20 protein-coding genes are annotated in these 22,178 nt (G+C 67.4%); 12 read left to right on the forward strand and 8 right to left on the reverse strand.

Annotated features, from left to right (window positions below; translation table 11 throughout):
• Positions 1-2 precede the first annotated feature (2 nt).
• Entirely contained in the window at positions 3-1,334 is a 1,332-nt protein-coding gene (locus E6C72_RS13220) for a nitrate regulatory protein (RefSeq protein ID WP_109864916.1), read from the reverse strand.
• A gap of 236 nt (positions 1,335-1,570) precedes the next feature.
• Between E6C72_RS13220 and E6C72_RS13225 the strand changes: the two genes are divergently transcribed.
• Entirely contained in the window at positions 1,571-1,777 is a 207-nt protein-coding gene (locus E6C72_RS13225; RefSeq protein ID WP_109864915.1) for a hypothetical protein, read from the forward strand.
• A 112-nt stretch (positions 1,778-1,889) separates the two neighbouring features.
• Entirely contained in the window at positions 1,890-3,104 is a 1,215-nt protein-coding gene (locus E6C72_RS13230; protein ID WP_282183311.1) for an alpha-hydroxy acid oxidase, read from the forward strand.
• A gap of 69 nt (positions 3,105-3,173) precedes the next feature.
• Here the strand turns inward: E6C72_RS13230 and E6C72_RS13235 are convergent, their stop codons facing one another.
• Positions 3,174-3,869 (reverse strand): hypothetical protein, encoded by a 696-nt coding sequence (locus E6C72_RS13235; protein ID WP_136700757.1) that lies wholly within the window; start codon positions 3,867-3,869, stop codon positions 3,174-3,176.
• A gap of 203 nt (positions 3,870-4,072) precedes the next feature.
• Here E6C72_RS13235 and E6C72_RS13240 point away from each other — a divergent pair, with 203 nt between their 5' ends.
• Together E6C72_RS13240 and E6C72_RS13245 are read left to right on the forward strand one after the other, a co-directional pair.
• Complete coding sequence (locus E6C72_RS13240; RefSeq protein ID WP_109086850.1) at positions 4,073-4,861, forward strand: nucleotidyltransferase; 789 nt, start codon at positions 4,073-4,075, stop codon at positions 4,859-4,861.
• Positions 4,854-5,573 (forward strand): metallophosphoesterase, encoded by a 720-nt coding sequence (locus tag E6C72_RS13245; protein WP_109086849.1) that lies wholly within the window; start codon positions 4,854-4,856, stop codon positions 5,571-5,573. The genes E6C72_RS13240 and E6C72_RS13245 overlap by 8 nt, the downstream gene beginning before the upstream one ends.
• Before the next feature lie 120 nt (positions 5,574-5,693).
• On the opposite strand, the gene E6C72_RS13255 is transcribed toward E6C72_RS13245, so the two are convergent.
• From E6C72_RS13255 to E6C72_RS13265, 3 genes are all read right to left on the reverse strand, one after another.
• A complete protein-coding gene (locus E6C72_RS13255; RefSeq protein WP_109086847.1) occupies positions 5,694-6,758 on the reverse strand; it encodes an ABC transporter ATP-binding protein in 1,065 nt (354 codons plus the stop codon).
• Positions 6,751-8,418 (reverse strand): iron ABC transporter permease, encoded by a 1,668-nt coding sequence (locus tag E6C72_RS13260; RefSeq protein ID WP_109086846.1) that lies wholly within the window; start codon positions 8,416-8,418, stop codon positions 6,751-6,753. The genes E6C72_RS13255 and E6C72_RS13260 overlap by 8 nt, the downstream gene beginning before the upstream one ends.
• A gap of 265 nt (positions 8,419-8,683) precedes the next feature.
• A complete protein-coding gene (locus tag E6C72_RS13265; protein WP_109086845.1) occupies positions 8,684-9,787 on the reverse strand; it encodes an ABC transporter substrate-binding protein in 1,104 nt (367 codons plus the stop codon).
• A gap of 182 nt (positions 9,788-9,969) precedes the next feature.
• Between E6C72_RS13265 and E6C72_RS13270 the strand changes: the two genes are divergently transcribed.
• The 3 genes from E6C72_RS13270 to E6C72_RS31775 all read left to right on the forward strand — a co-directional run bounded on the left by E6C72_RS13270 (position 9,970) and on the right by E6C72_RS31775 (position 12,597).
• A complete protein-coding gene (locus tag E6C72_RS13270) occupies positions 9,970-10,635 on the forward strand; it encodes a response regulator transcription factor (protein WP_109086844.1) in 666 nt (221 codons plus the stop codon).
• A complete protein-coding gene (locus E6C72_RS13275; protein ID WP_109086843.1) occupies positions 10,635-12,122 on the forward strand; it encodes a sensor histidine kinase in 1,488 nt (495 codons plus the stop codon). The genes E6C72_RS13270 and E6C72_RS13275 overlap by 1 nt, the downstream gene beginning before the upstream one ends.
• Before the next feature lie 328 nt (positions 12,123-12,450).
• Positions 12,451-12,597, forward strand: a complete 147-nt coding sequence (locus E6C72_RS31775; protein WP_169055202.1) for a hypothetical protein — start codon at positions 12,451-12,453, stop codon at positions 12,595-12,597.
• Positions 12,598-12,791: 194 nt separating this feature from the next.
• On the opposite strand, the gene E6C72_RS13280 is transcribed toward E6C72_RS31775, so the two are convergent.
• Genes E6C72_RS13280 through E6C72_RS13290 form a run of 3 tightly spaced genes read right to left on the reverse strand, consistent with a single transcriptional unit; the run spans position 12,792 to position 16,611 of the window.
• On the reverse strand, positions 12,792-15,062 hold the full coding sequence (locus E6C72_RS13280; RefSeq protein ID WP_199228794.1) for a xanthine dehydrogenase family protein molybdopterin-binding subunit: 2,271 nt from the start codon (positions 15,060-15,062) through the stop codon (positions 12,792-12,794).
• Entirely contained in the window at positions 15,059-16,069 is a 1,011-nt protein-coding gene (locus E6C72_RS13285) for a xanthine dehydrogenase family protein subunit M (RefSeq protein ID WP_109086842.1), read from the reverse strand. Before E6C72_RS13285 ends, E6C72_RS13280 begins: the two co-directional genes overlap by 4 nt.
• Positions 16,066-16,611, reverse strand: a complete 546-nt coding sequence (locus tag E6C72_RS13290; RefSeq protein ID WP_109086841.1) for a (2Fe-2S)-binding protein — start codon at positions 16,609-16,611, stop codon at positions 16,066-16,068. The genes E6C72_RS13285 and E6C72_RS13290 overlap by 4 nt, the downstream gene beginning before the upstream one ends.
• Before the next feature lie 153 nt (positions 16,612-16,764).
• Here E6C72_RS13290 and E6C72_RS13295 point away from each other — a divergent pair, with 153 nt between their 5' ends.
• From E6C72_RS13295 to E6C72_RS13315, 5 genes are all read left to right on the forward strand, one after another.
• The gene (locus E6C72_RS13295) at positions 16,765-17,259 is read left to right on the forward strand and encodes a GFA family protein (RefSeq protein WP_109086840.1); all 495 of its coding nucleotides are present in this window, start codon (positions 16,765-16,767) and stop codon (positions 17,257-17,259) included.
• A 15-nt stretch (positions 17,260-17,274) separates the two neighbouring features.
• The gene (locus tag E6C72_RS13300; RefSeq protein ID WP_109086839.1) at positions 17,275-18,000 is read left to right on the forward strand and encodes an extensin family protein; all 726 of its coding nucleotides are present in this window, start codon (positions 17,275-17,277) and stop codon (positions 17,998-18,000) included.
• Positions 18,001-18,111: 111 nt separating this feature from the next.
• A complete protein-coding gene (locus E6C72_RS13305) occupies positions 18,112-18,603 on the forward strand; it encodes a BLUF domain-containing protein (RefSeq protein WP_109086838.1) in 492 nt (163 codons plus the stop codon).
• A gap of 139 nt (positions 18,604-18,742) precedes the next feature.
• Positions 18,743-20,194, forward strand: a complete 1,452-nt coding sequence (locus E6C72_RS13310) for a mechanosensitive ion channel family protein (protein ID WP_109086837.1) — start codon at positions 18,743-18,745, stop codon at positions 20,192-20,194.
• Between the two features lie 132 nt (positions 20,195-20,326).
• Positions 20,327-22,102, forward strand: coding sequence for an N-acetylglutaminylglutamine amidotransferase (locus E6C72_RS13315; RefSeq protein ID WP_109086836.1), 1,776 nt, complete (start codon positions 20,327-20,329; stop codon positions 22,100-22,102).
• Positions 22,103-22,178 lie beyond the last annotated feature (76 nt).

The following is a 22,178-nucleotide window of genomic DNA, read 5'->3' on the forward strand; positions in this document are numbered from 1 at the left end:
GGTCAGCCGCCCGCGGTCCCGCCTCCTGCCGTCACGCCGCGGAGGATGTCCGACATGCTGAGGATCGCCTCGGCCACCTCGATGATACGCTTGTTCTGGTTCATCGCCGTCTTGCGGATCAGCTTGTAGGCTTCCTCCTCCGACAGGTTACGGGTGGACATCAGCAGCCCCTTGGCGCGGTCGATCACCTTGCGTTCGTTCAGCGCAGCCTTGGCGGTTTCCAGTTCCAGGCTGACGTCCCGCAGGCGCTGAGACTGCGCCTGCATGACGTCCAGGACCGAACGCATCAGCTTGGGCCGCAGCCCATCGGGGGCGTAGAGGCCGGCGCCCTCCTGGCCGGAAAGCGTCGGATCGGCGTCGACCAGCACCATGGCGACCGGCATCACCGCATCGGGACCGCCGCTGTCCGCCTGTTCGAGGTCGGCGCGGGCCTGGGCGAGCTTCGCTTCGCACAGGCGGCGGAGATCCTCGGTAAGGCGGTCCTCGACCGTCTTCAGCAACTCGATGCGGCGGGTCGCCTGCTCGAACCATGCCTCGGGCGTGATGCCCGTCAAGTCACCGTGGCGCGCATCGTCGCTGAGCGCGACCGCCCGCATGCGCTCCACCTCGGTCACTGCCGGATCAGCCAGAGCGGTGCGGAAAATGGTGGCGTGGACCGGGTCGGCGAACTCCGCGAAGATGCGGAAAGCGCGGTTCTGCGCGTCGATCAGGTGAGCAAGACGCGCGTGCTCCACCCCGTCGAAATGCCCGCGCGAGAAGCCGGCGCTGGCGGTCGCCCGCTCCTGCCCGGCGAATTCCTTGCCCTGGAGCATGTTGAACAGAGCGACGAGCGCACGGGAGATCGCCGGGTCGGCGGCGATGTCCGCCGCCTCGAACACCACGGACAGCAGATGGCTGACGACGTCTGTGAAGGCCTTGACCGAGTCCTGCGGCACCAGCGCCAGCGACGACACCTGCTCGCGCAAGGCCGGCAGACCGTCCAGCGCATGCAACGCCATGGCCACGCGGCGGTAGAACTGCGCACCGGAACTGAGGCGGTCCAACTGCTCGTCCACGAGGTCCAGCCGGTCGCGCAGCACCGCCTCCAACGCCTTGGCGTCGGCCTGCCAGCGGGCGCGGTCGTCGGCGAAGCGGGTACCGCTGGAGCCCAGATAGATGGAGGAAGCACCGCGTTCCTTCTGCAAGGCATGGATCAGGGCACTGAGATCGCGGACCAGGGCGCTGACCGCCAGAAGCTGTTCGACATCGCGGATGCGGCACAGCTTGGCGGTGCGCAGGAACCGCGCGGCGGCGGCACCTGTCCTTTGCTTCGTGGTCTCCCGCTCCGTACCCATGCCGACCGATCCCCTGACGTCGCCCTACCCCTGCGGTTGTGTAAGCAATGGATATGCCAGCGAAAAACAGGGCCCTGGAGACGCAGGACGGCTGCCCGACCGCCGCAAGTCTGCTCAAGAATGCAGCGGCTTCGCCGAAAATTCAGGCAGATGGATGATGCAACGATGTGCAGCGCAACATGGGCGGTTCCGGCGCTGTTGTACCATCGACCGTAAACCGTCCCGGAGTCGCCCCAATGATGACCAAAAACCCCTTCATGAGCGCGTGGTTGTCCTGGGCCAACCGCGCCGCCGGCATGTGGACCACCGCGGCGATGTCGGCGGCCAAACGCAACCAGGCGGCGGCCCAATCGGCGATGATCAAGGCAATGACGACCCCGCCGAAAGCCGGCCGGGGCAACCCCGGCTTGAAACCCAAGCGCAAGTCGAAGCCGACGCGCTGAGTTGCGGAACGATCAAAGGGCAGCGTTGCCGCAGCCATGGCTTGACGGTGCGCGGACGGAGTGGCCAAATCGATCCCCTTCCGTTTCAAGCGCAACCGTTGAGACACGCCCCATGACCTCCGTTCGCATGCCCTCCTCGCGGCCGCCGTCGCGCTGGGCGAACCTGTTCACCAACCAGCCCGTCACCTGCATCGAGGATCTGCGGCAGTTGGCGGAATGGCGCGTGCCACGGATGTTCTACGATTATGCGGACTCCGGCTCCTACACGGAGTCGACCTACCGCGCCAACGAGTCCGACTTCGGCCGGATCAAGCTGCGCCAGCGCGTTGCGGTGGACATGACCAACCGGACGCTGGCCAGCACGATGGTCGGCCAGCCGGTGGCGATGCCGGTGGCGCTGGCCCCGACCGGCCTGACCGGCATGCAGCATGCCGATGGCGAGATCCTGGCCGCCCGCGCCGCCGCCAAGGCCGGCGTCCCCTTCACCCTGTCGACGATGAGCATCTGTTCCATCGAGGACGTGGCGGAGAACACCGACAAGCCCTTCTGGTTCCAGCTCTACGTCATGCGCGACCGTGCCTTCATCGACAAGCTGATCGACCGGGCCAAGGCGGCGCAATGCTCGGCGCTGGTGCTGACGCTGGACCTCCAGATCCTCGGGCAGCGCCACAAGGACATCAAGAACGGGTTGTCCACCCCGCCGAAGCTGACCATCGGCAATATTCTGGACATGGCGACCAAGCCGCGCTGGTCGATCAACATGCTGCGGACCCACCGCCGCACCTTCCGCAACATCGTCGGCCATGCCACCGGGGTCAGCAACCTGTCGTCGCTGTCCTCCTGGACGGCGGAGCAGTTCGACCCGACGCTGAACTGGGACGACGTGCGCCGCATCCGCGACCGCTGGGGCGGCAAGCTGATCCTGAAGGGCATCCTCGACCCGGAGGACGCGGTGATGGCGGCGGACACCGGCGCCGACGCGCTGATCGTCTCCAACCATGGCGGGCGGCAGTTGGACGGCGCGATCTCCTCCATCGCGGCGCTGCCGGCAATCGTCGAGGCGGTCGGCGACCGCATCGAAGTGCTGATGGACGGCGGCATCCGCTCCGGCCAGGACGTGGTGAAGGCTCTGGCGCTGGGCGCCAAGGGCACCTTCATCGGCCGCGCCTTCCTCTACGGGCTGGGGGCCGGCGGCGAGGCCGGCGTGGCCCAGTGCCTGGAGATCATCCGCAAGGAGATGGACGTCACCATGGCGATGTGCGGCCTGCGCGACATCAAGGACGTCACCGCCAACATCCTGGCGGGACAGCCGAACTTCGGGGGATGACCGGGGGGGCGCCTCCGTCCTGGCCGGCGGGATGGAACGGCGTGGAACGGAGTCCGCCGCATGTTCCATCTACCGCCGGCAGAAGGGACCGGCGGCACGGCGGCTCACCGGGCCGGGGTTGAGATTGGGATAGTCCTCGTACTGGTTGACAGTCCAGGGGAAGACGCCCTTCGGCCCCTCGGCCTCAGGCTGGGCAATGACGGCGGCGACCAGTTCCGGACTGGGCGGGCAGCGTTCACGGATGGCGCCGGGCAGGTCGTCGTCGAGTTCGGGGACGGTGACGGCGGGCGGATCCTCCGGGCGGGGCGCCCGCAGCTTTGCCTCCTCCGCCCCCATCTCCTGACTGTCCCGCGAGGGGTTGCGGGCGGTCCCAAGACCGGGGATGAGGCCGAGCCGTTCGGCCAGCCAGCGGACGGTGGCGGGGTCGCCGGAGGTGACCAGCCGCTCGATCTGCTCGGCCACCAGCACCCGCAGCGAGGACAGGCGCAGCTCGGCCTCGCGGTTCAGCGCCTGTCGTTCCCACCAAACCCTGTGACGGAAATCCTTGGAGCCGTAATAGGCCCGCCACAGCGTGGTACGGCTGCACCCCATGGCGCGCGAGACCTGAAGGAAACTGTTACCGCGGGCCAGCATGCCGGCGGCCATGATCCATTGTTCCTCGTGGAACTGCGAACCAGGAACCAGCGAGCCTTCGGACGGGGTCGGCGGCTCTTCGGCCCAGCGGGGGAACTGGTCGTTGGTGAAGCTGCGGCTGTCGAGGGGCATGGCGTGGCTCCGCGGGATGGTGGACCTTCTCGCGGAGAAGTTATAGGATTTTAGTCCGCACTGCGTGCTTTTTTGCTAATTCCAGATCCCCGTGGCCTCTACCGCGTCGGCGTCAGCCTCCCGCAACGCTTGCCTCCCTGCCCTGTTGTACCGGGGCGACGTGCCGCACCGGCACCAATCCGGCGCATCAGGGGGAGTGGTCCATGAGCGAACTCCGTGAGGGCAGCGCCACCGTCACCGCGGAGGCCGAGGCCTTCTATACCGAAAGCCTCAAGCTGCTGACGCAGTCCGGCATTCCGTTCCTGCTGGGCGGGACCTATGCGGTCAGCGCCTATACCGGGATCAACCGGCCGACCAAGGACATCGACGTCTTCTGCTGCGGCGGCGATTTCCCGCGCATCCTCTCCCATTTCCAGGACCATGGTTTCGAAACGGAGATCGAGGACGAACGCTGGATCGGCAAGGTCAAGCATGGCGAGCTGTTCTTCGACGTCATCTTCAATTCCGCCGTCGCCATCAACCCGGTCAATGACCACTGGTTCAAGGAAGAACACCGCGCGGTGATCTGCGGCACCGACGTGCGGCTGGTGGCGCCGACGGAGATGATCTTCTCCAAATCCTTTGTGCAGATGCGCCACAAGTACGACGGGCCGGACGTGGCGCACATGATTCTGAAGCAGCACGACAGGATCGACTGGAAAAGGCTGCTCGCCCATATGGAGCAGTATTGGGAAGTGCTGCTGATCCACCTCCTGAACTTCCGGTTCATCTATCCGACCGAGCGCGACCGCGTGCCCGACTGGCTGGTGGCGGAGCTGCTGGAGCGGATGCAGGAACGCGCCAAGCTGCCGGTCGCCCAGACACGCATCTGCCGCGGGCGGCTGTTCTCGCGCGAGGATTACCTGATCGACGTCACCCAATGGGGCTTTGCCGACGTGGTCGGCGAGGAGGGCACCAAGGAGAAGACTTTGAGGGAGAGTGGGAATGGATGAGCGCAGGCTGACCGTCGCCGCCATCGGCGACATCCATGTCGGCGAGACCACGCAATACCCCTATCGCGAGCTGTTCCAGGAGATCGCCGGCAAGGCCGACGTGCTGGCGCTGTGCGGCGACCTGACCAACCACGGCAAGCCGCGCGAGGCTGAAATCCTGGCCGATGCCCTGCGCTCCATCGGCATCCCGGTGGTCGCGGTGTTCGGCAACCACGATTACGAATGCGGACATCTTGAGGAAATCCAGCATATCCTGACCCAGGCCGGGGTGCGGTTTCTCGACGGAGCGCCGCAGGAGATCGGCGGGGTCGGCTTCGCCGGCGTGAAGGGCTTCGGTGGCGGCTTCGGCAACCGCATGCTCGACAGCTTCGGCGAGCCGGCGATCAAACAGTTCGTCCACGAGGCGGTGAACGAGGCGATGCGGCTGGAAAGCGCCTTGCGGCAGCTCGACACCGAGCGGGTGTTCGTCGTGCTGCACTACGCCCCCATCGCCGCGACGGTGGAGGGGGAGCCGACCGAGATCTTCCCCTTCCTGGGGTCTTCGCGGTTGGCGGAGACCATCGACCGCTTCGATAACGTGCGCGCCGTGGCCCATGGCCATGCGCATCACGGGAGCTATGCCGGGAAAACGCTGCGGGGGACGCCGGTCTACAACGTGGCGCAGACGATCCCCAAGGAGACGGGGCGGCCTTATGCGCTGATCGAGGTTTGAGGGAGAAGGTTGGGATGAGGGGGTTCGGCGCAGCCGAAAAGATCATCGCAATGCGTCCCCCTCACCCTCACCCTCTCCCCGGGGGGGAGAGGGGATGAGAGGTGGGAGAAGGAAGCTTCCTCAGAACACCCAGAGCTGTTCCGGCGGCAGGTGCAGCCAGTGGGTGCCGGCGGACAGCGGACGGCCGAAGGCACGCAGCGTCTGGTCGCCGCAGCGGAACACATGCTCCCACTGGCTGCCGAGATAGACCGAGGTCTCCAGTTGGACCGGAACCCGGTTGTCGCCGTCCCCGTCGCCGGGACCATCCACGACCTCGACCTGCTCCAGGCGGATCACGCCGGTCGCTTCCTCCGACACGCCCTTGCCGGCGCGGTCCTTGCCCCACAGGGCATGGCCGGACAGCTCGATGCGGGCATAGCCGCCGCGCTTGTCCTGCACGCGGCTCTTGATCTGGTTGTTGACGCCCATGAACTCCGACGCGAACAGGTTGACCGGCTCGGTGTAGAGCTGTTCGGGCGTGCCGGCCTGGACGATGCGGCCGCCGTCGAGCAGGACGATGCGGTCGGCGATCGCCATCGCCTCGATCTGGTCGTGGGTGACGAAGACGGCGGTCAGGTTCATCCGCTTGATCAGCGTGCGGATCCAGATGCGGGCCTCCTCGCGCAGCTTGGCGTCGAGGTTCGACAGCGGCTCGTCGAGCAGGATGACCGGCGGGTTGTAGACCAGCGCGCGGGCAAGGGCCACGCGCTGCTGCTGGCCGCCCGACATCTGGTGCGGATAGCGGTCGCCGAGATGGCCGAGACCGACGCCGTCCAGCACCGCGGCGACGCGCTGCTGAATCTCGGCCTTCGAGACGTTGCGCAGGCGCAGGCCGTAGGCGACGTTCTCGAACACCGTCTTGTGCGGCCACAGCGCGTAGGACTGGAAGACCAGCCCGAGGCCGCGCTTCTCCGACGGCACGTTGAGGCCGGCGGCGGCGTCGAACACCGGCTGGTCGCCGATGGAGATGACGCCCTTCTTCGGCTCCTCCAGCCCGGCGATGGAGCGCAGCAGCGTGGTCTTGCCGCTGCCCGACCGGCCGAGCAGGGCGACGATCTCGCCCTGGGCGAAGGTGGCGGTGATGCCCTTCAGGATCTCGTTGCTGCCGTAGGACAGGTGCAGGTCGTCGATGATGAGCTTAGCCATGGGAGCGTTTCCCGAAGAGCGACATCAGCAGCAGGCCGCCGCCGATCATCGCGATGTTGACGGTGGAGAGCGCGGTCACGAGGTCGACGGCGCCGGTGCCCCACAGCGAGACCAGCAGCGAGCCGATCACCTCGGTGCCGGGGGCCAGCAGATAGACGCCCGTGGAGTATTCGCGCATGAAGGTGACGAAGATCAGCAGCCAGCTGGAGAACAGCCCGACCTTGACCAGCGGGATCGTCAGGTCGCGCGACACCCGGCCGGGGCTGGCGCCGACGATGCGGCCGGCCTCCTCCAGTTCGGGGCCGATCTGCAGCAGGGCGCCGCTGACCAGACGCATGCCGTAGGCGAGCCAGACCAGCGTGTAGGCGACCCAGATGGCGATCATGGTCTGGCGCAGCGGCGACAGGAAGGGCGTGAACAGGAAGACCCAGAAGATCGCCAGACCGGCCACCAGACCCGGCATGGCGCGCGGCAGCAGGACCAGATAGTCCATCAGCTTGGTCCAGCCCGACTGCCAGCGGTGGGCGGCGAGGTTCAGCATGGTGTAGACACCGACCGACAGCGCCCCGCCGACCGAGGCGATCAGCAGCGTGTTGACGATGCCGCGGGTCAGGTTGGGGAACTCCATCAGCTCGCGGAAATGCGCCAGCGTCAGCACGTCCAGCAGGTTGACGCCCTCGCCCCAGCTCGACACGAAGGCGCGCAGCACCAGACCGCTGATCGGCACCACCACGGTGAACAGCAGCCACGCGGCGATCATCGCCGCGGCCGGCCAGCGCCAGACGCCGATGGACACCGGCTTCTGCGCCGCGGCCTTGCCCTTGACCGAGACATAACGGTTGGCGGCACGCAGCAGGAAGCGCTGGAGCGCCACCAGCGGCAGGGCGATGCAGATGATCGCCACCACCACCACCGCCATCAGCTGGTAGGACGGCGTGCCCAGCTTGTTGGTCAGCTTGTAGAGGTAGGTCGCCAGCACCAGGATGCCTTCGGGGTCGCCGAGAACCAGCGGCAGGCCGAACAGCTCGAATCCCAGGAAGAAGACCAGCACGGCGGCGTAGAGGATGTTCGGCATCACCATCGGCAGGCTGACTGTCAGCGCCGTGCGCAGCGGGCCGGCGCCGGTCATCCGTGCGGCCTCCTCGACGTCGGAACCCAGGCTGCGGAGCGCCGACGAGGTGTAGAGGAAGACATGCGGGACGTGGGTCAGGCCGGCGATGACGATCAGCGTCGTCTTGGAATAGAGATACCAGGGGACAAAGCCGAAGACGCCCTTGAACCACAGCGTGACGAAGCCCGCCGGGCCGAGGCTGACCACGAAGCCGAAGGCCAGCACCACCGACGACACGAACATCGGCACCAGGATCACCGGCTCGATCCAGCGGCGGCCCGGCAGGTCGGTACGGGTCATCAGGAAGGCCAGCAGAGCGCCGACCGGCACGGCGATGAGGGTCATGCCCAGCGCGATGACGGCCGAGTTGTAGAGGGCGTCGAAGAAATCCTCGTCGTCCAGAACGAACTCGTAGGCATCGAGCGTGAAGGAGATCTTGGGCTGGAAGAACGGGCCGTCGAGGAAGCTCTGGTAGACGACCAGGCCGATCGGGGCCAGCACGGCAATCGCCATGGCGACGATCACCGCGATGCGCGTCGCGCGGTTCATGGGGGGATTCCTTGATTCGGCGGCTTTGGCGCCCTCCCCGGGGGATTCCCCCTCTCCCCCCCGGGGAGAGGGTCGGGGTGAGGGGGAGGCTTGGGGTGGATTTCGGGGGATGCGGGGCGGCTTTTACTTGAAGATCATCGCCATGCGTCCCCCTCACCCTAACCCTCTCCCCGCCTTTCGGCGAAGCTTCGCTTCGCCTGTCGGCAACGCGAGCTTTGCTCGCGTTGGGGGGAGAGGGGACTAAGCACGGGCTTGAGAGCAGCAGTTACTTCCCCTGGAGGGACTTCTGCCAATCCTTCAGGAACTTCAGGCGCTTCACCTGATCGAGGTAGGTCAGCAGTTCCGGGCCGACATGGATCGGGCGCAGCGTGCTTTCCGGAACGCCGGCAGTCGGGTTGGCGCTCGCCAGATCGGTGCGGATCGAGCCCATGTAACGGGCCTGCATCGCCTGCTGGCCCTGCTTCGACAACAGATAGTCAAGGAACAGCTTGGCGGCGTTCGGGTGCTTGGCGCCCTTCGGGATGAAGGCGATGCGCGACATCACGATGGTGTAGTCGGACGGCAGCACGACGCCCAGCGACTCCGGATCCTTGTGCTGGCGCTCGAAGACGTAGGAGCCGATCATGTTGTAACCGATGGTGTGCTCGCCCGAGGTCAGCCGCTCGATCATCGCGCCCGACGAGGTGTAGAGCTTCACCCCGGTCTGGCCCATCGCCTTGACCAGATCCCAGGTGTTCTTGTTCGCCTGGACGTCCTGGGTGATGTAGAGGAAGCCGACGCCGCTGCGCTCCGGATCGTAGGACGTGACCTTGCCCTTGTAGGCGTCCGGCTTCTCGGCAAGCAGCTTGGCGAGGTCGGCGTGGGTCTTCGGCACGTCGGCGGCGGGAACGACGCGCTTGTTGTAGGCGAAGACGATGGGCTCGGCGGTGGTGCCGAAGGCCTCGTTCTTGTAATTGGCCCAGTCGGGGATACTCTTCGATTCGGGCGAGCTGTAGGACTGGGCGTAGCCGTCATTGACCAGCTTCATCTGCAGGTCCATCGCCGACGACCACATCAGGTCGGTGGTGCCGGTGTTGGCCGCCGCCTCGCTGATGAAGCGGTTGTACATCTCGGTGGAGTTCTGGTCGGCGTATTCCAGCTTGATCTTGGGATAGAGCGCCTCGAACCCCTTCAGCAGTTCCGACACGGCGGCCGCGTCGGTGGCGGAATAGATGCTGAGCGCGCCTTCCTGGTTCGCCGCCTCGATGATCTTGGCATAGGCGGGATCGTAGCCGGCGGGGACCGACTGCGCCTGGGCGGTGCCGGCGGTGAAGGCCGGAATGCTGATCGTCAGGGCGGTCGCGACCAGAAGGGCCAGTTTGGTGCGCATCTCTTCCTCTCCTGCGGTTGGTTTCCACGGCGCCGTTGCGGGCCGGGTTGGTTGGGCTTACAAGCAACTTTGCCGTGACTATAGGCAATCAACCTGTCGCCAATCTGTCGCGGATGAAAATTGTTTGTTGAACGGAACAGGCGCGATCGGATGATGGCCCACTCGGATGATAGGCGGCTCCCTTGCGCATCCTGATCGTGGAGGATGATGCCGCCCTGGCGCGCGGGGTGACCGGGGCGCTGAAGCTTGCCGGCTATGCCGTCGACCATGTCGCATCGGGCGAGGACGCGGTGCGGCTGGAGCGGGCGGAGCCTTATGGGCTGGTGGTGCTGGATCTGGGACTGCCCGACCTGTCCGGATTCGAGGTTCTGACCCGCATCCGCCGCCGCGGCTCCACCGTGCCGGTGATGATCCTGACCGCACGGGAAGCGGTGGCAGACCGGGTCAAGGGGCTGGACCTGGGCGCCGACGACTATCTCCTGAAGCCCTTCGACCCGGCGGAGTTCGAGGCGCGGGTGCGCGCTCTGATGCGGCGCGGCCAGGGCACGCCGGTCCCCGAGCTGGTGTGCGGCACCCTGCGTTACGATCGCTCCACCGCGACGGTGACGCTGAACGGCCGGGTGCTGGACTTGCGCAAGCGCGAGCTGGCGGTGCTGGACGGGCTGATCACCCGCGCCGGCAAGGTGGTGCCGAAGGACCGGCTGGCCGGCGAAGTGTTCGGTTTCGACGAGCCGGTGGCGCCCAACGCCATCGAGCTGTATGTCGCCCGACTGCGCAAGAAGCTGGAGCCCGACGGGCCGCAGATCCGCACCATCCGCGGGCTGGGCTATCTGATGGAAGGCGCCTGATGGCGGCATTCACCGGCGGCCGGCGCGAGCGGGTGCCGTCGCTGCGGCGCCGGCTGCTGACCCGTCTGCTGGTGCCGCTGGGGGCGCTGGCGGTGGGGCTGGGGGTCGGCGGGTCGGCGCTGATCCATGGCTTCGTGCAGTCCACCCATGACCGGCTGCTCGCCGGTTCGACGCTGGCCATCGCCGAGCGACTGGCGGTGGGCGATGGCGACGGCGAGGTGACGGTCGACCTGCCCGCCGTCGCCTTCGGCATGCTGGAGAGCCAGGCGCGCGACAACATCTATTACAACGTCGCCCATGAGGGCGGGGTGATCACCGGCTATCTCGACCTGCCGGTGCCGGACATCGCGACGATGCCGACCAACGTCACGGTGTTCCGCGACGCCGCCTATCACGGCCATCCGGTCCGGGTGGCGGCACAGGTCCGCCGGCTCTACGGCGTGCCGCAGCCGGTGCTGGTCCAGGTGGCGGAGACGACCGAGGGGCGGCGCGCGCTGGAGGTCAACCTGCTGCTGTGGCTGACCTTGCTGGAGGTGGCGCTGGTCGGCGGCAGCGGGCTGCTGGTGTGGGGCGCGGTCGGGCGTGGATTGGCGCCGCTCGGCCGGATGCGGCGGGTGATCGACGCCCGCTCGGCACGCGGCAGCATGGCGCTGGTGCCGCTGCCGCTGGCGGTGGTGCCGGCGGAGGTGCTGCCGCTGGTGGTCGCCATCAACGGACTGCTGGCGCGGCTCGACCAGTCCATCGGCACCATGCGGCGCTTCACCGCCGACGCCTCGCACCAGTTGCGCACGCCGCTGGCCGTGCTGCGCACCCATCTGGCGCTGCTGCGCCGCTACGGCACCGACAGCGCAGAGGGACGGGCGGCGCTGGACGATGTGGAAGGCGCGGTGAAACGGCTGGAGCGGCTGCTAGTCCAACTGCTGGCGCTGGCCCGTGCCGACGAGGACGCGCCCGCAGGGCCCACGGCCCCGGAGGTGACCGACCTGTTGCAAGTGGCGATGGAGATCGCCGCGGAGCAGGTGCCGACGGCGCTGGCCCAGGACATCGAGGTGCGCTTCGAGGGTCCGGAAGATGGACCGGCGTTGCGGGTTGCCGGGAACCCGGTGCTGGTCGGGGAACTGCTGGGCAACCTGCTGGACAACGCCATCCGCTACAACCGGCCGGGCGGCACGGTGACGGTGCGGGTCGGACAGACTCCGGAGGCCGGACCGGTGATGGAGGTGGAGGACGACGGCCCCGGCATCCCGGCGGCCGAGCGGGAACGCGTGTTCGAGCGCTTCTATCGTCTCGACCGTCCGGGCGAGCCGCCCCGCACCGGGAGCGGGCTGGGGCTCGCCATCGTCCGCGCCCTGGCCGACCGGCTGGGGGCGTCTGTGCGGCTGGATACCGGGCAGGACAACCGGGGACTGAAGGTAACCGTGACTTTGCGGCCAGCGGAAAGCGATGCCGTTTCAACAGCTTCCAACCTCGGCGGCCATGGGGCGTAACTCCCCTCTCCCCCACTGACCGCTGCCTCGACCGCGTGCCCAACCTCTGCCATGACAATTTTGTTAACCTGAACTGCGCGGAAATAACGCAGCCATCCATTGCCAGTTCGCACTCGCGGAATTATGTCACCGCTCCGCGCAGCCTGTGCCGGCAAGGTGTTGGAAATGAATACAGTCCGAACAACGGACGATTATTTTTCCTCATCTCCGGATGGCTCACGGAAGAAAGAAACGGCTTCCGGCGTCTATTGCACGGAAGACCGCAGAATAAGGGTCTGGCCGCCCATGGCAGGGCGGCCTCAAGAGGTTAGGGAAAGGGTCAGTCACTATGCTTTGCAACATCGTCACCGTCGCCTCGCTGGGCGTCCTTCTGCTGTCGGGTATCGGCTTCACTGTCACCAAGCCGCCGAAGCAGGACCGCCTGCACCAGACCGACATGCCGCGCCGCATGGCGGATGAGAACATCATGGGTTGATGCCTACCGCTTCCGCCACTTGCGCGGGAGCATTGGTTTATTGCCCCCCAAGGGCTTTCAGTGGTTCTTCGATCCGCCCGACCCCAGCCGCACAATCCTTGTTGCGCGCTCGGCAAATAGATTCCGCCTTTGTGTTCCAACCGCCCGCCCTCTCCCCGAGTGGGGGAGAGGGGATGTCTGGACACCGGGGTGTGTCACGCCCCAAGAACCTTATCCACCGTGATCGGCAGATCGCAGATGCGCTTGCCGGTCGCGTGGTGGATGGCGTTGGCGATGGCGGCAGGGACGCCGACGATGCCGATCTCGCCGACTCCCTTGGCGCCCAGCGGGTTGACGACCTCGTCATGCTCCTCGACGAAGATGACCTCGATGTCCCGCACGTCCGCGTTGACCGGGATGTGATACTCGCCGAAGTCATGGTTCATGAAGCGGCCAAGGCGCTGGTCGGTCATGGTTTCCTCCTCCAGCGCCATGCCGATCCCCCAGACCACCGCTCCCAGAACCTGGCTGCGCGCCGTCTTGGGGTTGATGATGCGGCCGGCCGCCACCGCGCTGACCACGCGGGTCACCTGCACGGTGCCGAGATCCTCGTCCACCCGTACCTCCGCGAAAACGGCGGAGTGGGTGCCGAGCGCATGCTGCATCTGCGACTTGTAATCGGGAATCGAGCGCGCCTCGTCCTCCAGCACCAGCAGGTCGCTGGCGCGCATCACCTCGGTGATCGACATGCGCCAGGACGGATCCGCCTTGGCGATCAGGAAGCCGTCGGCAAAGGTCAGGTCGTCGGCCTTCAGCCCCTTCAGCGGGCCGTCGTTGAGGCCGGCCGCCAGCTTGGCGAGCGTCTCGCGCAGCCGGTCGCAGACCGCCTTCACGGCGGAGCCGACCGACGACACCGTCCATGACCCGCCTTGCAGCGGCGCCATCGGCAGGTTGGTGTCGCCGAGTTGGAAGGACACCTTCTCAATCGGCAGGCCCAGGATGTCGGCGGCGATCTGGGTCATCGCCGTGTAGGTGCCGGGGCCGATGTCGGCGGTGGCGCTGCCCACCGTCAGCGTGCCGTCGATGCCGAGCTTGGCCGACGCCACCGCCTGCCCCTGCATGGCGTCCCAGACGCCGGCCGCCATGCCCCAGCCGATCAGTTGGCGACCCTCGCGCATCGACCGCGGGGCGGGGTTGCGCCGGTGCCAGCCGAAGCGTTCCGCGCCCTGCCGGAAAGCGGCGCGCAGCTCCTTGCTGGAGAAGGGCTTGCCGGTGTTGGGATCGACCTCGGTGTAGTTCTTCAGGCGCAGTTCCAGCGGATCCATGCCCAGCCTGGCCGCCAGTTCATCCATGGCGATCTCCAGCGCCGGGACCCCGGTGGCCGCACCGGGCGCACGCTGGTCGAGCGGGGTGTGGGTATCCATGCGCGCCAGCTTGTAGTCCAACCGGACATTGTCGCACTTGTATTGCTGGCCCGACCAGTTGACGACGATTTCGACGTAGTTTTCCGTCTGCGAGGTTTCCTGTACCGCCTCGTGGATGATGGCGGTGAGGGTGCCGTCCGTCTTCGCACCCAGCGCGACACGCTGGAGTGTTTCCGGGCGGTGGCCGAAGCTGAACATCTGGGGGCGGGTCAGCTCCACCCGGACCGAGCGCTTCAGCGCTGTGGCCGCCAGCACCGCCATGAACAGCTGGTGCTGCGGTCGCAGACCCGAACCGAAGGCGCCGCCGACGAAGGGCGAGATCACCCGCACCGCGTCCTTCGGCAGGTTGAAAACGTTGCAGACATAGGTCTGGGTGTTGATCGGACCCTGCGTCTTGTCGTGGATGGTCAGCGTGCCGTCATCATGGTGGATGACGGTGGAGGCGTGCATCTCCATCGGGTTGTGATGCTCGACCGCCTGGGTGAAGCGCAGATCGATGCTGACCTCCGCCTCGGCAAGCGCCTTGTCGGCGTCGCCGCGCGGTTTGGGCGGGGGCTGGAAGCCCCCCTTGTCCTTGCCGGGGGTGAAGGCATCGGCACTGGCCGCATGCAGGTCGGTCCGGTGCTCGTCCGCCTCGTAGGTCACATGGATCAGGCGGGCGGCGTAGCGCGCCAGCTCGAAGCTCTCCGCCACCACCAGGGCGATGGGCTGGAGCGCATGGTGGATCGTCGCATCGTAGAGCGGGCGGAAAGGCGAGCCCTTGGGCGCGTCGTCGTCCTTCCACTTGCGGTCGAACCAGGGCAGGCTCGGCCGGTTCTCGTGGGTGAAGACCTGGAACACGCCGGGAAGCGCCAGCGCCTTCGCGGTGTCGATGGCGAGGATGCGGCCACGGGCGATGGCGCTGGAGACGATATAGCCGTGGGCGAGGCCGGGCGTGTTGAACTCCGCCGCGTATTTGGCGCCGCCGGTCACCTTCAGCCGGCCGTCGACGCGGCTGACGGGCTTGCCGATCTGCGAACCGGGACGGTCGAGCGGAGCGGGGATGGTCGGTTTGGCGATCATGGATGCTCCACTCCGGCGGCTTCGGCCAGCGCCCGGACGATGGCGCGCTCGGCAAGTCCGATCTTGAAGGCGTTGTGGGACTGGCCCCTGGCGCCGCGCAGCAGGACGCGCGCGGCCTCGTGGAAGCTTTCCAGCGATGCGGGCTTGCCGGCCAGCTCGGCTTCGGCCGCCGGGTCGCGCCAGGGCTTGTGGGCGACGCCGCCGAGTGCCAGCCTTGCGGTTTGGATCGTCTGACCCTCCATCTTGAGGGCGGCGGCCACCGACACCAGCGCGAAGGCGTAGGAGGCGCGGTCGCGGACCTTCAGGTAGGTCGAATGGTCGGCGAAGCCCTCGGCCGGCAGGTCGATGGCGGTGATCAGCTCGTCGGCGGCGAGAGTGCTGTCGATGTGCGGGGTGTCGCCGGGCAGGCGATGGAACTCGGAGAAGGGGATGGTCCGCTCGCCCTTCGGCCCGCTGACGCGAACCACGGCCTCCAGTGCCGCCAGCGCCACGCACATGTCCGACGGGTGGACTGCAATGCAGTGGTCGCTCGCGCCCAGGATGGCGTGGATGCGGTTGACCCCGGTCAGGGCACCACAGCCGGTCCCAGGCTCCCGTTTGTTGCAGGGGGTGCCGGTGTCGTAGAAGTAATAGCAGCGCGTGCGTTGCAGCAGGTTGCCGCCGTTGGTCGCCATGTTGCGCAGCTGCGCCGACGCCCCGGCCAGGATCGCCTTCGATAGCATCGGATAGCGCGCCAGCACCCGATCGTCATAAGCGGTGTCGGAATTGCGGGAGAGCGCGCCAAGCCGCAGACCGCCACCGTCGATCTCCTCGATGCGGTCGAGGCCGAGGCGGGAGATGTCGACCAGACGGTCCGGCCGCATCACGTCGGCCTTCATGAGGTCGAGCAGGTTGGTGCCGCCGGCGACGAACTTCACCGCCGCGTCGGTCGTCGTGCCGGACTGGCCGGCCACGCCGCCGATGGCGGCATCGACACTGTCGGGACGGTGGTAGGAAAAGGCTCTCATGGCGTGCCCCCGTCCTTCCGCGAGTCCATCACCTGCCGGATGGCGGCGACGATGTTGGGATAGGCTCCGCAGCGGCACAGATTCCCGCTCATCAATTCGCGGATGTCGTCGTCGCTGCCGGCATGGCCTTCCTCCAGCAGTCCGGCCGCCGAGCAGATCTGACCAGGGGTGCAATAGCCGCACTGGAAGGCGTCATGCTCGATAAAGGCCTCCTGCAACGGGTGGAGCGCATCGCCGCTGGCAAGGCCCTCGATGGTGGTGACGCTCCGTCCTTCCACCATCACCGCCAGGGTCAGGCAGGAGTTGATGCGGCGACCGTCCACCAGAACGGTGCAGGCGCCGCACTGGCCGTGGTCGCAGCCCTTCTTGGTGCCGGTCAGGTCGAGATGCAGGCGCAACGCGTCGAGCAGGCTGGTCCAGGGGGCGACGCGCAAGGTCTTCCGGCTCCCGTTGATGGTCAGCGTCACGTCCATCGCGTCGGGAGGAGGCGCCGGCTGTTTGTGGGCGTGGCCCTGGAAAGCTGGACCTGTTGGCTGGGACATAACCGCTCCGACTGCTGGCAGGTGGGTTCCGCGAAGGGATTGCGGGGGTAACAGCCACCCTTTCGCTGCGTTCCATCGGCGGAGACGATGTCAAACGGCAATTGCGGTCCCATCTGGTGCGGAAGAGCCCATCTGATCGTGGAGCCCCCTGCCATGAAGCTTTCCGGTTCCTGCCGCTGCGGCGCCGTCCGCTTCACGCTGAACTCGCCGACGCCAGTGCCCTACATGCGCTGCTACTGCACCATCTGCCGCAAGAGCGCCGGCGGCGGCGGATACGCCATCAATCTGGGTGGCGATGCCGACACGCTGGAAGTCGAGGGGCGCGAGGCGGTGGCGATGTGGCGGGCGCCGATCGAGGACCCCGACCATCCCGGCCAGACCCACCCCGGCCCGTCGCACCGGCATTTCTGCAAACACTGCGGCACGGCACTGTGGGCGGAGGATCCGGCTTGGCCGGAACTGGTCCATCCCTTCGCCTCGGCCATCGACACGCCGCTGCCGACGCCGCCGGAACTTGTCCACATCATGCTCGACTTCAAGGCGCCGTGGGTGGAGGTGCCCGACGGGCCGAACGACGTGCACTTCGCCCGCTATCCGGAAGAATCGTTGGAGGATTGGCATCGGCGGCACGGACTGCTCGACCGTTAGCGACCGGTCTGCGCGATGGGACGGTTGCTGCCATGGCTGACCCTGCTGATCCTGTTGGCGCTGGCGGGAGCAGCGGCAGGGGTCTGGGCCGGACTGATCGTCGTGCCGCGGCACTTCGACCCCTGGGCACGGCTTGATCTGCGGGCGGAACCGGACTGGCTGACCGGCTTCAGGCTGTCGCGGCTGACCCGCGATCCCGAGGAGTGCCGCGGGGCGCTGGGCGAGACAGGGTTGCGCTTCACCCCGCTGCCCGACCGCCCGTCGGACGAGAACTGCGCGCTCAGTGGCGTGGTGCGGGTGACGCGCTCCGACGTTTCCTTCAGCAGCGGCTTCATCGCCACCTGCGGACTGGCCGCTGCCTGGACCCTGTTCGAGGCGAACGCCCTGCAACCGGCGGCGCAGCGCCATTTCGGGCAGAGGGTGGCACGGGTCGAGCATCTCGGCACCTATGCCTGCCGCAATGTCTATGGCCGGGCGGACGGGCAGCGCAGCGAACATGCGACCGCCAACGCCATCGACCTCGCCGCCTTCGTGCTGGCCGACGGGACGCGGATCGGCGTGCTGAACGACTGGAATGCGAAGCGCGGCAGCGACAGAGCTGGCGAGCGGAAGGCGGCCTTCCTGCGCGACGTGCGCGACGGCGCCTGCCGCTTCTTCGATGTTGTGCTGGGACCGGACTACAACGAGGCGCACAGGAACCATTTCCACATGGACATGGGAGCCTTCCGCAGCTGCCGCTAGACCCTGCCGATTCGGACTATGTCCGCTGGGTGCGACATGGGTTCTACGAAAGAAAGGGTTACGACGCTCCAGCTTTGGCACCACTCTCATAGTAAAAGAGGGAGGAGGCCGATGCTGACTTTGCTCTATCGCAGCGATGCGGTGTCCCTGCTGCCGTTTTCGGCACTGGCGGACATTTGCGTACGAAGCTCTGCAAACAATCGGCGTTTGGGCGTAACCGGTTTCCTTATCGAACATGAGGGTACCTTCCTTCAGGTATTGGAAGGGGAACCTGACGCCGTTAATGGATTGTTCGACCGCATTTCCCATGACGAGCGACACTGCAACATGGCTGTGCTGGGCCGCTGGGAGCGGCCTGGACGATCCTTCGGTTTCTGGGCGATGAATTTCGGCCCGCTGGACGACCCATCCTTCTGGCAGGGGGAGTTCGCGGACTTGCGCGACGGCGCGGCCTTCCGGTGCAAGAGCGGCGATGCCGAGACCGCCTTGGCGGTGCTGTGCCGCGCCTATGTCTTCGCCGGAACGGTCGCGGGGACAGACCCGGTGATCGGTGGTTTCATCCTGGGCTATCCACCGGCGACGACGCGGCCGATGAGCGTCTGAAAGGCCAAGCATCTGAGGGGGCAAGCTCCTGATGTGATTGGGTGGTTTCAATTGACTGCTTGACGGAACGGCGCGTGCTCGTGCCATCGTCGCCCTCGCCCGGTTTCCCCATAGCCGGCCGTCGAGGAGAACCCCGTCGATGACCGCCTTGCGGCGTTTGTCCGCCCCTGCCTTGGTCCTGGCCCTGCTGGCGGCGCTGGTCGCCGCGAAGCCCTGGCTGCACGGCCATCTGGAGCCGATTTTCGGTCCGATGCTGAGCGGTGGCTTCGACATCGCCGTCGCGTCGGCGGCGTGGTTGGTCGCCGCCTGGGGCGGGGCGCGGCTGGTCGATCTGCTGGCGGCCGGTAACGGCGGCCTCGGCCATGACGGCACGCCGCGGCCACCGCGCATCCCGCGGCTGCTGGCCGACCTGCTGCGCTTCTTCGTCTATGGCGTCGCCGTGCTGGCGATCCTGGCCTTCGTGCTGGAACAGCCGGTGACCGGGCTGCTGGCGACCTCCGGCGTCGCCATCGCCGTGCTGGGCTTCGCTCTGCGCAACATGATCGCCGACATCTTCGCCGGCATCGCGCTGAACATCGAACATCCCTATCGGCTGGGCGACTGGCTGGAGCTGTCGCCCGGCGTGGCGGGACGGGTGGACGAGATCAACTGGCGGGCCACCCGGCTGATCGCCAGCGACGGCACCGCCATCGTCGTGCCGAACGGCATCGTCGCCGGCAGCCGCTTCGTCAACTACAGCCGTCCCAACCCGGCTTTCCGCGCCACCGTGCCGATCCTGCTGGACCAGGACGTGCCGGTGGAGCGGGCCAAGCGCATCCTGCTGTCGGCCATGCTGTGCGCGGACGGCGTGCTGCCCACCCCCCGGCCCGACGTGCTCGTCGACGCGGTGACGCCCAACGGCATCTCCTATGTGGCGCGCTTCTGGGCCGACGACGGCGCCCGGCTGTCGCAGGTGCGCGATGCCGTGCTGACCGCGGTGCTGGGTAACCTCGCCCGTGCCGGGATCGAGCCGGCACGGCCCAAGCAGGAAGTGCGCCGGCGCCAGCCGGCATTGCCCGACACCGACACGTTGCGCCGTGGCCTGCTGCGCCAGACCGACCTGTTCGACGCCTTCGACGATGACGAGGTGGATGCGCTGGCCCTGGCGATGCGGCAGATCCATGTGCCGGCCGGCTCCGCCGCCGTCCGCCAGGGCGATGCGGGAGAGTCGCTGTTCGTCATCGCCGAAGGCGTGTTCGATGTGCAGATCGCCGCACCGGCCGAGGCGGGGGACGGGCAGCGGCCGGGTGTGCTGCACCTGACGCGGCTGCGGCCGGGCGACCTGTTCGGCGAGATGTCGCTGCTGACCGGGCAGCCCCGCAGCGCCTCTGTCGTCGCCTGCACCGACGCGGTGGTGTTCGAGCTGGCCCGCAGCCACCTGGACCCGGTGCTGCGCCGCCGGCCGGAACTGGCGGAACGGCTGGCGGAACTGATGGCCGAGCGCCAGAGCCGCAACACCGCCGAAACCGCCCGCCAGCAGGGTGCCGCCCCGTCGCCGCCGGTGGAACCGCAGGCGCTGCTGACCCGGCTGCGCGGATTCTTCGGGCTCTGAGCAGAGCCCTGCACAGGGAACCTTGAGCCCTGCCAAGCGTTGGTCCAGGCGGGTAATGGCGGTGCAGTTTGGCCCTTTTTGCGGGTCGAGCGCGCTCCTTCGTCCTGAACCAACGAGGAGGCTCGACAGCCGATGTGCGGACTGAGTGGTGAGATTCGTTTCAAATCCGGCGAGGCGGCGAGCACGGCCGCCGTCCAGGCCATGTGCGAAAAGCTCGCGCCGCGCGGGCCGGACGGCCATGGCCTGTTCGCCCACGGGCGCATCGCCTTCGGCCATCGCCGGCTGAAGATCATCGACCTCAGCGAGGCATCGCAGCAGCCGATGGTCGATTCCGCCCTGGGCCTCGCCATCGTCTTCAACGGCTGCATCTACAACCACCGGGAGTTGCGCGAGGAGCTGGCCGGGCTCGGCTACAGCTTCTTCTCCGACGGCGACACCGAGGTGCTGATCAAGGCCTATCACGCCTGGGGGCCGGAGTTCGTCACGCACATGAACGGCATGTTCGCCTTCGCCATCCATGAGCGCGACAGCGGCCGGGTGGTGCTGGGCCGCGACCGGCTGGGCATCAAGCCGCTGTATCTGGCCGATATTCCGGGGGGCCTGCGCTTCGCCTCCTCCCTGCCGGCGCTGGTCGCCTCCGGTGGCATCGACACCGACGTCGATCCGGTGGCGCTGCACCATTACATGAGCTTCCACGCCGTCGTCCCGGCGCCCCACACCATCCTGAAGGGCGTGCGGAAGCTGCCGCCCGCCACCGTTCTGGTGGTCGAGCCGGACGGTACGCGGCGTGAGCATACCTACTGGTCGCTGACCTTCGGTCCGCAGGCCGGCGACGAGGGGCGCGACTTCGCCGAGTGGCGCGAACTGGTGCTGGAGACGCTGACCCGCGCGGTGCGCCGCCGGCTGGTCGCGGATGTGCCGGTCGGCGTTCTGCTGTCGGGCGGGCTGGACAGTTCGCTGATCACCGCGCTGCTGGCCGAGAACGGACAGAGCGGGCTGAAGACCTTCTCCATCGGCTTCGAGACGGTGGGTGACGAGCGCGGCGACGAGTTCCAGTATTCCGACATCGTCGCCAGGCATTTCGGCACCGACCACCACCGCATCTTCGTCGACAGCGCCCGCGCCCTGCCGGAGCTGACCGACTGCGTGCGTGCGATGTCGGAACCGATGGTCAGCCACGACAACATCGGCTTCTTCCTGCTGTCGCAGGAGGTGGCGAAGCAGGTGAAGGTGGTGCAGTCGGGCCAGGGCGCCGACGAGGTGTTCGGCGGCTATCACTGGTATCCGCCGCTGCTGGAGAGCCGCGACGCCGTCGGCGACTACGCCCGCGTCTTCTTCGACCGCGACCATGCGGAGATGGCCGAGGCGCTCGATCCGAGATTCATCGGCGAGGACCATTCCCGCCGCTGGCTGGAGCAGCGCTTCGCCATGCCGGGCGCCGGGCGGCCGGTGGACAAGGCGCTGCGGCTCGACACCACGGTGATGCTGGTCGACGATCCGGTGAAGCGGGTCGACAACATGACCATGGCCGCCGGGCTGGAAGCGCGCGTGCCCTTCCTCGACCATGAGCTGGTGGAACTGGCCGCCCGCATCCCGGCGGAGATGAAGCTGCCGGACGGCGGCAAATATGTGCTGAAGGAAGCGGCGCGGCGGGTGGTGCCGGCGGCGGTGATCGACCGGCCGAAGGGCTATTTCCCGGTGCCGGCGCTGAAATACCTGCGCGGCCCCTTCCTGGAGCGGGTGCGCGACGTGCTGAACGCCCCGTCGGCGCGCCAGCGCGGGCTGTTCCGCCGCGACCATCTCGACCGGCTGCTGGCCGATCCGGAACGCCACATCACGCCGCTCAGGGGATCGAAGCTGTGGCAGGTGGCCCTGCTGGAATTCTGGTTCCAGGAACAGGGCCTGTAAGCAGGCCACTCAAAACGACCGATGCTCCGCCGGCACATCCGGATGCGCGACCGATCCGCGTTCCCGGATGTTGCCA

This window comes from Azospirillum sp. TSH100 (assembly GCF_004923295.1).
Classification (GTDB): domain Bacteria; phylum Pseudomonadota; class Alphaproteobacteria; order Azospirillales; family Azospirillaceae; genus Azospirillum.